The sequence below is a fragment of the Rhizomonospora bruguierae genome, assembly GCF_018397995.1.
Classification (GTDB): Bacteria; Actinomycetota; Actinomycetes; order Mycobacteriales; family Micromonosporaceae; genus Rhizomonospora; species Rhizomonospora bruguierae.
Genome location: NZ_BBQH01000035.1, coordinates 12786 through 25093, shown reverse-complemented (window position 1 = coordinate 25093; position 12308 = coordinate 12786). Strand labels below are relative to the sequence as shown.

The window sequence follows — 12308 nt, the reverse complement described above, 5'->3', positions numbered from 1 at the left end:
GAAGGTTTGCTCCCGTGGGGACCATCGCCAACCCGGAAGGCATCACCAACCCGCCGATCGACGAGCTGTTGGAGAAGACGAGCTCCAAGTACGCCCTGGTGATCTTCGCCGCCAAGCGCGCCCGCCAGGTGAACGCGTACTACAGCCAGCTCGGCGAGGGCCTGCTGGAGTACGTCGGTCCGCTGGTGGAGACCACGCCTCAGGAGAAGCCGCTGTCGATCGCGCTGCGGGAGATCAACGCCGGCCTGCTAACGGCCGAGCCGATCGAGGGCGCCAGCTGACCGGTACGCCGCGGATCGTCCTCGGCGTCGGCGGCGGCATCGCCGCCTACAAGGCGTGCGAGTTGCTGCGGCTGTTCACCGAGTCCGGGCACACCGTGCGGGTGGTGCCCACGGCGTCCGCGCTGCGCTTCGTGGGCGCGCCGACCTGGGCCGCGCTCTCCGGTCAGCCGGTCGCCGAGGACGTGTGGTCCGATGTGCACGAGGTGCCGCACGTCCGCCTCGGTCAGGACGCGGACCTGGTCGTGGTCGCGCCCGCCACGGCGGACCTGCTGGCCAGGGCCGCCCACGGGATGGCCGACGACCTGCTGACCAACACGCTGCTCACCGCGCGCTGCCCGGTCGTGTTCGCCCCGGCCATGCATACCGAAATGTGGGAGCACCCGGCCACCGTGGCCAACGTCACGACGCTGCGCTCGCGGGGCGCCGTGGTGATCGAACCGGCCAGCGGCCGGCTCACCGGTGCCGACACCGGCAAGGGCCGCCTGCCCGACCCGGCCGAGATCTTCGCGCTGGCCCGCCGGGTGCTCACCCGCGGCGCCGCCGCCCCGGATCTGGCCGGCCGGCACCTCGTGGTGACCGCCGGCGGCACCCGCGAGCCGCTGGACCCGGTCCGCTTCCTGGGTAACCGGTCGTCGGGCAAGCAGGGGTACGCCTTCGCCCGGGCCGCGGTCGTCCGGGGCGCGCGGGTCACGCTGATCGCCGCCAACGTCGCGCTGCCCGACCCGGCCGGCGCGACCGTCGTGCGGGTCGGCACCACCGGGGAGTTGCGCGCGGCCACCCTGGCCGCGGCCGGGGCGTCGGATGCGGTCGTAATGGCCGCCGCGCCGGCCGACTTCCGGCCCCGCGCGGTCGCCGAAAATAAGATCAAAAAGGTGGACGGCGCGGCGCCGCCGGTCCTCGAACTGATCGAGAACCCGGATATCGCCGCCGAACTGGGCGAGCGTAAACGCCCCGGCCAGGTGCTCGTGGCATTCGCCGCCGAGACCCGGGACGCGCTGGCGCACGGCCGGGCCAAGCTGTCCCGCAAACGCGCCGACATGATCGTGATTAACGACGTCGGTGCCGGGAAGGCGTTCGGTCGGGACACCAATGCCGCGATCGTGGTCACCGCCGACGGCGCCGAGATCACCCTCGGGGAACGGGACAAGGAGGAGTTGGCCGACGCCGTCCTCGATCTGGTCGCTGAGCGCTTGGGGACGGGTACCGACCCGTCCGGGACCGCTAGACTGCCGGCCGACGAGAAAATGTAGGACCCCCGAGAACGCCATTTAAGGAGCGCTGTGGCACGCCGCCTGTTCACCTCCGAATCGGTCACGGAGGGCCACCCGGACAAGATTGCCGACCAGATCAGCGACGGCATCCTCGACGCGCTCCTGGCGCAGGATCCGCGCAGCCGGGTCGCCGTGGAGACGCTGATCACCACCGGTCAGGTACACGTGGCCGGCGAGGTCACCACCCAGGCGTACGCGGACATCCCGGCGATCGTCCGCGAGACGATCCTGGGCATCGGGTACGACTCGTCCAAGAAGGGCTTCGACGGCGCGTCCTGCGGCGTCAGCGTCTCGATCGGCGCCCAGTCGCCGGACATCGCGCAGGGCGTGGACTCGGCGATCGAGCTGCGCGCCGGCGAGTCGGAAAGCGCGCTGGACAGCCAGGGCGCCGGCGACCAGGGCATGATGTTCGGCTTCGCCTGCTCCGAGACGCCCGAGCTGATGCCGCTGCCGATCGCGCTCGCGCACCGGCTGGCCCGCCGCCTGTCCGCGGTGCGCAAGGACGGCACCATCCCCTACCTGCGCCCGGACGGCAAGACCCAGGTCACCATCGAGTACGACGGGCTGCGCCCGGTCCGGCTGGACACGGTCGTGGTCTCCTCGCAGCACGCCGCGGACATCTCGCTGGAGTCGCTGCTCACCCCGGACGTGCGCGAGCACGTGATCGCCCCGGAGCTGGAGGGCCTCGGCCTGGCCACCGAGGGGTACCGGCTGCTGGTCAACCCGACCGGGCGGTTCGAGATCGGCGGCCCGATGGGCGACGCCGGCCTGACCGGCCGCAAGATCATCGTGGACACCTACGGTGGTTACGCCCGCCACGGCGGCGGCGCCTTCTCCGGCAAGGACCCGTCGAAGGTGGACCGCTCCGCGGCGTACGCGATGCGCTGGGTGGCCAAGAACGTGGTCGCCGCAGGGCTGGCCGAGCGGTGCGAGGCCCAGGTCGCGTACGCGATCGGCAAGGCCAAGCCGGTGAGCCTGTTCGTCGAGACGTTCGGCACCGAGAACGTCCCGGTCGAGCGGATCGAGGCCGCGATCGCCGAGGTGTTCGACCTGCGCCCCGCCGCGATCATCCGCGACCTGGACCTGCTGCGCCCCATCTACCAGCGCACCGCCGCCTACGGGCACTTCGGCCGGGAACTGCCGGAGCTGACCTGGGAGCGGACCGACCGCGCCGCCGACCTGAAGTCCGCGGCCGGCGCCTGACCGGCAAGATGGGCGGGTGACCTCAGCGTCTCCCGCCCTCCCCGGCCTGCCGGCGCCCCCAACGCCCGAGCCCTCGGCCGGCGCCGCGGACGCTGCGGGGGCTCGTGCCTCGGGCGGTGCTCGGGCGTCCAGCGGCCCTGTGGGGGCTCGTGCCTCGGGCGGTGCTGGCGCCGCGGGGGCCCGCGCCTCGGGCGGCGCGAAGCGTAAGCGTGGTGACCGGCAGCCGGCCGAACGGCTACCGGTCGCGCGCGTCTGCGTCGACGTGCCCCTCGCCCACCTCGATCGGCCGTTCGACTACCGGGTGCCGGCCGACCTCGACGAGGCGGCCCGGCCCGGCGTGCGGGTCCGGGTCCGCTTCGGCGGGCAGCTCGTGGACGGCTGGCTGCTGGACCGGGTGGAGTCCTCGGAGCTGCCCAAGCTGTCGTACCTGGAGCGGGTGGTCTCGCCCGAGCGGGTGCTCACCCCGGAGGTGGCGGCGCTGTCCCGGGCGGTGGCCGACCGGTACGCCGGCAGCCTCGCCGACGTGCTGCGCCTGGCGGTCCCCCCACGGCACGCCCGCACCGAGTCGGCCGCCGCGCCTTGCGAACCGCCCGGCCCGGCCCCGTCGATCGATTCCTCGCGCTGGGCGCGGTATCCGGCGGGTGCCGCGCTGCTGCGTGCGCTGGAAGACGGGCGCGCGCCCCGGGCCGTCTGGTCGGCGCTGCCGGGGGAGGAGTGGCCGGCCCGGCTGGCCGAGGCCGCCGCCGCCACCGCACGCGGGGGTCGCGGCGCCGTCCTCGTCGTCGCTGATAACCGGGACCTCGACCGCCTCGACGCCGCGCTCGCGAGCACACTCGGCCCCGGCCGGCACGTCGCCCTCTCCGCCGCGCTCGGCCCCGCCAAGCGGTACCGGGCGTTCCTGGCCGCCGCGCGGGGCGGCGCGACCGTCGTCGTGGGCACCCGGGCCGCCATGTTCGCCCCCGTCCCCGACCTGGGGCTCGTGGCCATCTGGGACGACGGTGACGACCTGCACGCCGAGCCCCGGGCGCCGTACCCGCACGCCCGCGAGGTGCTGCTCACCCGCGCCCAGCTCGCCGGGGCGGCGGCGCTGATCGGCGGGTACGCCCGCACCGCCGAGGCGCAGCAGCTCATCGAGACCGGCTGGGCGCACCCGATCGCCGCCGACCGCGAGACGGTCCGCCGGTACGCCCCGGCCGTGGCGCCCACCGGCGACGATGCGCAGCTGGCCCGCGACCCGGGCGCCGTCACCGCCCGGCTGCCCAGCGTCGCCTGGCAGGCGGCCCGCTCCGCCCTGGCCGCCGGCGCGCCGGTGCTCGTCCAGGTGCCCCGGCGGGGCTACCTGCCCGCCGTCTCGTGCGCCGACTGCCGCGCCCCGGCCCGCTGCCCCCACTGCTCCGGGCCGCTGCAACTCGGCTCCGCCGGCGCCACCGCGGGCTGCCGCTGGTGCGGCCGGGCCGCCACCGCGTACGCCTGCCCGGCCTGCGGCGGCCGCCGTCTCCGCGCGGCCGTCACCGGCGCCCGCCGCACGGCCGAGGAACTGGGGCGTGCGCTTGCCGGGGTGCCGGTCCGCACCTCCGGCCGGGACGAGATCCTGACCTCGGTGCCGGCCGCCCCGGCGCTGGTGGTCGCCACGCCCGGCGCCGAGCCCGTGGCGGCCGGCGGGTACGGCGCGGTCCTGCTGTTGGACGCCTGGGCCCTGCTCACCCGCGCCGATCTGCGCGCCACCGAGGAGGCCCTGCGCCGCTGGCTCGCCGCCGCCGCCCTGGCCCGCCCCGCCCGTGACGGCGGCCGGGTCGTCGTGGTCGCCGACGGCTCCCTGCCCACCGTCCAGGCCCTGCTCCGCTGGGACCCGGTCTGGCTGGCCGCCCGCGAACTCGCCGAACGCCGGGAACTGGGCTTCCCGCCGGCCGCCCGGGTCGCCACCCTCACCGGCGCCCCGGACGCGGTCGCCGACCTGCTCGCCGCCGCCCGGCTGCCGGCGGCGGCGCAGCTACTCGGCCCGGTCCCCGCCCCGGCCGCCCCGGAGCAGGAACGCATGCTGATCCGGGTCCCGCGGGGGCAGGCCGCGGCGCTGGCGAGGGCACTGCACGAGGCGGTCGGCGTCCGCACCGCCCGCAAGGCCGCCTCCCCGGTCCGGGTTCAGATCGACCCGCTTGACCTGCTCTAGCGGCACCAAGGCGGGCGTGCGGTCCATGGCCGGAGCGAGCGCCGCCGAGTTGGCCGACCAGCGGGAGCGGTGCGGGCCGTGGGGAGATGCTGGTAGACCGCCGGCCCTGGCGGACGCCCTGGTTGACGACTGATCGGTGGGCGATGCGCGCGAGTGGAGCTGAGCGGCGACCCGCACTGGCCCGCGCCGGGGTCACCTTCTCGTCGAGGTGCTGTCGGTGAGGAATACCTCCTATCCTCCTAGGACGCCTTGCGGTGTGTGGCGGCGGCGACTCGGGCGGGCTCAACGCCGGCCGGCGAGCCGGGGACACGGCCAGGGCGGTCGGCAAGGGGCACACATAGACTGGGCGGGTTGACCCGCCGTTCGAGGAGCACGTGTGACCGTCCAGCCCATCCGCCTGTTCGGCGATCCGGTTCTGCGCATACCCGCGGAGCCGGTCGTGGACTTCGACAAGGAGCTGCGGCGGCTGGTCGCGGACCTGACCGAGACGATGCGGGACGCGGAGGGCGCGGGGCTGGCCGCGCCGCAGCTCGGTGTGGGGCTGCGGGTGTTCACCTTCGACGTGGACGACGTGGTGGGGCACCTGGTGAACCCGGTGCTGGAGTTCCCGGACGAGGAGGAGCAGGAGGGCCCGGAGGGCTGCCTGTCCATCCCGGGGCTGTACTTCGACACCAAGCGCCGGCAGAACGTCGCCGCGAAGGGTTTCAACGAATACGGGGACCCGGTGCAGCTGGTCGGCACCGGGCTGATGGCGCGCTGCGTGCAGCACGAGACGGACCACCTGGACGGCGTGCTGTTCGTGGACCGGCTGGACCCGCAGGCGCGCAAGGAGGCGATGAGGGTGATCCGCCAGGCGGAGTGGTACGACCCGGCGGCACCGCCGACCGTGAAGGTGAGCCCGCACGGGCTCGGCCCGGCGGCGGGCAGCCCGTTCGGCCTGGGTGGCTGATCGGGTGCGGCTGGTTTTCGCCGGTACGCCGGCTGTCGCGCTGCCCGCGCTGGCGGCGGTCGCCGCGTCCCGGCACGAGTTGGTGGCGGTGGTGACGCGCCCGGACGCGCCGGCCGGGCGGGGGCGGCGGCTGGTCCGGTCGCCGGTGGGCGCCTGGGCGGACGAGCACGGGGTGGAGGTGCTGACGCCGGCCAGGCCCCGGGAGCCGGAGTTCCTGGAGCGGCTGCGGGCCCTGGCGCCGGACTGCGCGCCGGTGGTGGCGTATGGCGCCCTGGTCCCGCAGGTGGCGCTGGACATCCCCCGGCACGGCTGGGTGAACCTGCACTTCTCGCTGCTGCCGGCGTGGCGGGGCGCGGCGCCGGTGCAGCACGCGGTGCTGCACGGGGACGAGATCACCGGGGCGAGCGTGTTCCGGCTGGCGGCCGGGCTGGACACCGGCCCGGTGTACGGGACGGCGACCGAGGCGATCCGCCCGCGGGACACCTCGGGTGACCTGCTGGAGCGCCTCGCCGGGTCGGGCGCGGGGCTACTCGTGGCGGTGCTGGACGCGATCGAGGACGGCACGGCGCAGGCCGAGCCGCAGCCGCTGGACGGGGTGTCGCTGGCGCCGAAGGTCACCGTGGAGGACGCGGAGGTGCGCTGGTCCGAGCCGGCGTTCGCGGTGGACCGGCGGGTGCGGGCGTGCACGCCGGCGCCCGGCGGGTGGACCACGTTCCGGGGTGAGCGGCTGAAGCTGGGTCCCGTGACGGTGCTGGCCGACGGGCCGGAACTGAAGCCGGGTGACCTGCTGGTGGAGCGGAACCGGGTGCTGGTCGGCACCGGGACGGTGCCGGTGGTGCTGGGCGAGGTCCGGGCGGCCGGCAAGAGGGCGATGCCGGCGCCGGACTGGGCGCGCGGGCTGCGCCTGGGCGCCGATCCGGCCGCGTCGCGGGAGAGCCTCGGATGACCGGTCACTTCGCCGAGCGCCCCCGGGGTTCGGGGCGCCCGCGGCGGCTCGGTGGCGGGCCGGGTGGTCCGCGTGATCCGCGCCCGGGCCGGGCGCCGCGGGCCGGCCGGCCACCGGCGGACCCGGCGCGGCAGGCGGCGTACGAGGCGCTCGCGGCGGTGCACCGGGACGGCGCGTACGCGAACCTGGTGCTCCCGGACATCCTGCGGGACATGCGGTTGCAGGGCCGGGACGCGGCCCTGGCCACCGAGCTGACCTACGGCAGCCTGCGGGCGCTGGGCACGCTGGACGCGATCCTGGCGAAGGCGGCCGACCGGGCGGTCGACCGGATCGATCCGCCGGCCCGGGACGCGCTGCGCATCGGTGCGTACCAGTTGCTGTACACGCGGGTACCGGCGCACGCGGCGGTCTCGTCGGCGGTGGATCTGGTGCGCTCGGTGGCTCCGGGTGCGGTCGGGTTCGCCAACGCCGTGCTGCGGTCGGTGGCGGGGCACACGTTCGAGGAGTGGGTGGCGCTGGTCGCCCCGGCCGAGGCGGACGACCCGGTGGGGCACCTGTCGATCGCGTACAGCCACCCGCAGTGGATCGTGCGGGCGTTCGCGGAGCCGCTCGGCGGGGACCTGGACGAGGTCCGCCGGCTGCTGATCGAGGACAACGAGCGGCCGCCGGTGCATCTGTGCGCCCGTCCGGGGCGGGCCGACGCGGCGGAGCTGGCCGACGAGGTGGGCGGTGCCCCCGGCGCCTTCAGCCCGTACGCGGTGTATCTGACCGGCGGCGCGCCGGGCGACCTGCCGGCGGTGGCCGAGGGGCGGGCGCACGTGCAGGACGAGGGCTCGCAGCTCGTGGCGGTGGCGCTGGCCGACGCCGCGCTGGACGGCCCGGACGCGCGCTGGCTGGACCTGTGCGCCGGCCCGGGCGGCAAGTCGGCGCTGCTGGGCAGCCTGGCGGCGCTGCGCGGGGCGCGAGTGACCGCGGTCGAGGTGGCCGAGCACCGGGCCCGGCTGGTGGAGGGCGCGGTCCGCGGGCTGCCGGTGACCGTGCTGCACGCGGATGGCCGGGATGTGGGGCGCGAGCCGGAGCTGCCCGAGGGGGCGTTCGACCGGGTTCTCGTGGATGCGCCGTGTACCGGCCTGGGTTCGCTGCGCCGGCGTCCGGAGTCCCGCTGGCGTCGGCAGCCGAGTGACCTGCCGCCGCTGACCCGCCTGCAGCGGGAACTGCTGGCGGCGGCGATCCGCGCGGTGCGTCCCGGCGGGCTGGTGGCGTACGTGACGTGCTCGCCGCACGTGGCCGAGACGCAGGTGACGGTCACCGAGACGGCGCGCCGGGCGGCGCACCCGGTGGACCTGGTCGATGCCCGGCCGTTGCTGCCGGCGGGCATGCCCGGCCTGAGTACCGGGCCGACCGTCCAGTTGTGGCCGCACCGGCACGGCACCGACGCGATGTTCCTGGCCCTGTTGCGCCGCACCTGATCAGCGCGCCGCGCCCGCCCCGCCATCGCATGATCGCCGGACGGGGTGGGTTGCGGCGGGCCGGCTTCGTACACTGGCGCGGTGATCGCCGCACCGCTCGTCATCGCGCCCAGCATCCTCGCCGCCGACTTCGCTCACCTGGCCGATGAGGCCCGGGCCGTGGCGGGCGCCGCGGACTGGCTGCACGTGGACGTCATGGACAACCACTTCGTGCCGAACCTGACGATCGGGTTGCCGGTGGTGCAGAGCCTGCTGAAGGCGTCCGAGCTGCCGTTCGACGTGCATCTGATGATCGAGCGGCCGGCCCGGTGGGCGCCGTCCTACGCGGAGGCGGGCGCGTACAACGTGACGTTCCACGCGGAGGCGTGTGCGGATCCGGCCGCGCTGGCGAAGGATCTGCGGGCGGCGGGCTCGCGGGCCGGGCTGGCGATCGACCGGGACACCCCGGTGGAGGGGTATCTGGAGCTGCTGCCGCACTTCGACACCCTGCTGATCATGACGATCAAGGCCGGTTTCGGCGGGCAGGCGTTCCTGCCGGAGATGCTGGCGAAGGTGCGCGCCGCCCGGCGGCATGTGGACGCGGGCCACCTGGAGGTGCGTATCGAGGTGGACGGGGGCATCGCCGCCGACACGATCGCCGCGGCGGCGGCGGCGGGCGCCGACGCGTTCGTGGCCGGCACGGCGGTGTACGGCGCCGACGACCCGGCCGAGGCGGTCCGCCGCCTGCGGGCCCGGGCCGCGGCGGCGGCCGGTGGAACGGGGGCCGCGGGGGGCCCGGAGGTCGGGCGGTGACCATCGAGCCGGGCGGGGAGAAGGTCGACCTGATCCTGGTCGTCGACGACGACGCCGACATCGCCCGGTTCGTCGAGGTGAACCTGCGCCTGCACGGGTTCGACGTGCGGATCGCCTCGGACGGCGTGCACGCCCTGGAACTGATCGGGCACGAGCGCCCGGACCTGGCTGTGGTCGACCTGATGATGCCGCGGATGGACGGTCTGGAACTGACCCGGCGGCTGCGGGCGGACCCGATGACCTCCGCGCTGCCGATCATCATGCTGACCGCGAAGGGCCTGACCGTGGACAAGGTCAACGGCCTGACCGCGGGTGCGGACGACTACCTGGTCAAGCCGTTCGACACGCTGGAACTGATCGCCCGGGTGCGCTCCACGCTGCGGCGCAACCAGGAGTTCCGGGAGGTATCCCCGCTGACCGGGCTGCCCGGCAACACCCGCATCCTCCGGGAGATCGGGGACCGGGTGCGCAGCGGCGCCGACTATGCGGTCTGCTACCTGGACATCGACCGGTTCAAGACGGTGAACGACGCGTACGGGTTCATGCGGGGCGACGAGTTCATCAGCGCGCTGGCCAGCAGCCTGCACCGGGCGGTGGTGTCGGTGGGGCTGCCGCCGGCGTTCCTGGGCCACGTCGGTGGCGACGACTTCATCGCCGTGTGCACCCCGGACCAGGTGCGCCCGCTGACCGAGGCCGCGGTGATCGACTTCGAGCGGTCCGCCGACGACCTGTACGACCCGGCCGACGCCAAGCGCGGCTACCTGGAACTGACCGACCGCCGGGGCAACGTGCAGCGGGCCAACCTGGTGACGCTCTCGGTCGGGGTGGCGCTGTCCACGGCCCGGGGGTTCGCCGACCCGCGCGAGGTGATCGCGGTGTCATCGGAGATGAAGAAGGTGGCCAAGACGCAGCCCGGTTCGTTCGTGGCGGTGGACCGGCGCCGTTCGGTGGAGGAGGAGGATCCGGCGGCGCCGTACCCGCGCCGGCCCGAGGAGCCCGCGCCGCCCCGGCCGGTGCTGTGACGGCGGTCGCTTCCCGAGGCGGTCGCGTCCGGGCGCCGGGCGTGTCAGACTCTTGCTATTAACCCACCACGCGCTGGCGGGATCGGTGAAATTCCGAACCGGCGGTGATCTCCGGGGCAAACGCCCGGGGCAGCCCGCGACCCGGTCATAGCCAATGGCCGGTGGATCCGGTGAGATTCCGGAGCCGACGGTCACAGTCCGGATGGGAGACAGCGCGCGGACGGTCGGGGCCCGTCGCGGCGTCGCGCCGCCCGTTCCGCCCATGCCCCCGTCGCCCCGCGAGCGCGCAGGTCGAGCGCGGGCGGCACGGAGGGCGGCAGTGACCGAGGGCGGCGCCGGAGTTCCGGTCGGTGAGGCGATGGCGCGTGCCATCGCGCTGGCCTCCCGTGGACTGGGTTCCACCAGCCCCAACCCCGTCGTCGGCTGCGTGCTGCTGTCCGCCGCCGGCGCCGTCGTCGGCGAGGGCTTCCACGCGTACGCGGGCGGGCCGCACGCGGAGATCGTGGCGCTGGCGCAGGCCGGCGAGCGGGCCCGGGGCGGTACCGCGGTGGTCACCCTGGAGCCCTGCAACCACACCGGCCGGACCGGTCCGTGCACCCGGGCGATCATCCGGGCCGGGATCGCCCGGGTGGTGATCGCCGTGACCGACCCGAACCCGCTCGCGGCCGGCGGCGTGGACGCGCTGCGGGCCGCCGGCGTCGAGGTGGTCACCGGGGTGCGCGCCGAGGAGGCGGAGGCCGGCAACCTGGCCTGGCTGACCGCGGTGCGCCGGGGCCGCCCGTACCTGATCTGGAAGTACGCGGCGACGCTGGACGGGCGGTCGGCGGCCGAGGACGGCACCAGCATGTGGATCACCTCCGAGGCGGCCCGGATGGACGTGCACCAGTTGCGCGGCACCGTCGACGCGGTGATCGCGGGGGTCGGCACGGTGCTCGCCGACGACCCCCGGCTGACCGCCCGCAACCTGCGCGACGGCACCCTCGCGATCCGTCAGCCGATGCGGGTCGTGGTGGACAGCCGGGGCCGCACCCCGCGGGACGCGCAGGTCCGGGACGCCGTCGCGCCGACCTGGATCGCCACCGTCGCCGAGGTCGGCGCCGGCCCGGACGGCCGGGTCGACCTGGTCGCGATGCTGGCCGAGCTGTACCGGCGGGGTGTGCGCGCCGCGCTGCTGGAGGGCGGTCCCACGCTGGCCGGCGCGTTCCTGGCCGCCGGCCTGGTGGACAGGGTCGTCGGGTACGTGGCGCCGAAGGTGCTCGGCGGTGGCCCGCCGGCGCTGGCCGGTGCCGGCGTGCGCACGATCGCCGACGCGATCGACCTGGACGTGACCGAGGTGACCCGGGTCGGGCCGGACCTGCGCCTGGTCGCCGTGCCGCGGCCCAAGGCCCGCAAGGAGGAGTCCTGATGTTCACCGGCATCGTGGAGGAGCTGGGCGAGCTGGTCCGGCTGGACTGGCACGGCGAGGGCGGGGTGCTGGCCGTGCGCGGTCCCCTGGTCGCCGCCGACGCCCGGCACGGCGACTCGATCGCGGTCAACGGCGTCTGCCTGACCGTGGTCGGCGTCGATGGGGAGACCTTCGAGGTCGACGTGATGAAGGAGACCTTCGACCGCAGCACGCTGGGCGCGTTGGGCCCGGGCGACCCGCTGAACCTGGAGCGCGCGGCCACCGTGCGGACCCGGCTGGGCGGGCACATCGTGCAGGGCCACGTGGACGGCGTCGGCACGGTGCTGTCCCGCACGCCGGGGCAGCGGTGGGAGGACGTGGCCGTCGCGCTGCCGCCGGGGCTGTCCCGGTACGTGGTGGAGAAGGGCTCGATCACGGTGGACGGGGTATCGCTGACCGTGGTGTCGGTGACCGACGAGGCGTTCACGGTCAGCCTGATCCCCACCACCCTGGAGCTCACCACGCTCGGCCGGCGCGAGGTCGGCGGGCTGGTCAATCTGGAGGTCGACGTGATCGCCAAGTACGTGGAGAAGCTGGTGGCGGGGGTGCGGTCGTGAGCGCGAGGAACGCCCGGAGCACGCTGGCGGGCGGTTGCGGAGGAAGTACCGCAGTCGCGAACGAAAGGCGGGCACTGTGAGCGCGAGGAACGCCCGGAGCACGCTGGCGGGCGGTTGCGGAGGAAGTACCGCAGTCGCGAACGAAAGGCGGGCACTGTGAGCGCGAGGAACGCCCGGAGCACGCTGGCGGGCGGTTGCGGAGGAAGT

Annotated in this window: 11 protein-coding genes and 1 riboswitch; all 11 genes read left to right on the top strand. The window is 75.2% G+C overall.

Features of this window, described 5'->3' with window-relative positions; genetic code table 11:
• Positions 1-14: 14 nt before the first annotated feature.
• Positions 15-281, top strand: a complete 267-nt coding sequence (rpoZ, locus tag KJS59_RS18945) for a DNA-directed RNA polymerase subunit omega (RefSeq protein ID WP_213454258.1) — start codon at positions 15-17, stop codon at positions 279-281.
• Positions 278-1531, top strand: a complete 1254-nt coding sequence (coaBC, locus tag KJS59_RS18940; protein WP_213454313.1) for a bifunctional phosphopantothenoylcysteine decarboxylase/phosphopantothenate--cysteine ligase CoaBC — start codon at positions 278-280, stop codon at positions 1529-1531. The genes rpoZ and coaBC overlap by 4 nt, the downstream gene beginning before the upstream one ends.
• Positions 1532-1561: 30 nt before the next feature.
• Complete coding sequence (gene metK, locus KJS59_RS18935; RefSeq protein WP_213454257.1) at positions 1562-2755, top strand: methionine adenosyltransferase; 1194 nt, start codon at positions 1562-1564, stop codon at positions 2753-2755.
• A 139-nt stretch (positions 2756-2894) separates the two neighbouring features.
• Positions 2895-4922 (top strand): primosomal protein N', encoded by a 2028-nt coding sequence (locus tag KJS59_RS18930; RefSeq protein WP_213454256.1) that lies wholly within the window; start codon positions 2895-2897, stop codon positions 4920-4922.
• A 376-nt stretch (positions 4923-5298) separates the two neighbouring features.
• On the top strand, positions 5299-5871 hold the full coding sequence (gene def, locus KJS59_RS18925; protein WP_213454255.1) for a peptide deformylase: 573 nt from the start codon (positions 5299-5301) through the stop codon (positions 5869-5871).
• A 4-nt stretch (positions 5872-5875) separates the two neighbouring features.
• Complete coding sequence (gene fmt, locus KJS59_RS18920) at positions 5876-6817, top strand: methionyl-tRNA formyltransferase (protein WP_213454254.1); 942 nt, start codon at positions 5876-5878, stop codon at positions 6815-6817.
• Complete coding sequence (locus tag KJS59_RS18915) at positions 6814-8286, top strand: RsmB/NOP family class I SAM-dependent RNA methyltransferase (protein WP_213454253.1); 1473 nt, start codon at positions 6814-6816, stop codon at positions 8284-8286. The genes fmt and KJS59_RS18915 overlap by 4 nt, the downstream gene beginning before the upstream one ends.
• An 81-nt stretch (positions 8287-8367) precedes the next feature.
• Positions 8368-9078, top strand: coding sequence for a ribulose-phosphate 3-epimerase (gene rpe / locus KJS59_RS18910; RefSeq protein ID WP_376771205.1), 711 nt, complete (start codon positions 8368-8370; stop codon positions 9076-9078).
• A gap of 2 nt (positions 9079-9080) precedes the next feature.
• Complete coding sequence (locus KJS59_RS18905) at positions 9081-10100, top strand: response regulator (RefSeq protein WP_213454312.1); 1020 nt, start codon at positions 9081-9083, stop codon at positions 10098-10100.
• Positions 10101-10168: 68 nt separating this feature from the next.
• Positions 10169-10318: riboswitch (FMN riboswitch) on the top strand.
• Positions 10319-10458: 140 nt separating this feature from the next.
• Positions 10459-11505, top strand: a complete 1047-nt coding sequence (gene ribD / locus KJS59_RS18900; protein WP_249714431.1) for a bifunctional diaminohydroxyphosphoribosylaminopyrimidine deaminase/5-amino-6-(5-phosphoribosylamino)uracil reductase RibD — start codon at positions 10459-10461, stop codon at positions 11503-11505.
• Entirely contained in the window at positions 11505-12101 is a 597-nt protein-coding gene (locus KJS59_RS18895; protein ID WP_213454251.1) for a riboflavin synthase, read from the top strand. Before ribD ends, KJS59_RS18895 begins: the two co-directional genes overlap by 1 nt.
• The last annotated feature ends 207 nt before the right edge of the window (positions 12102-12308 follow it).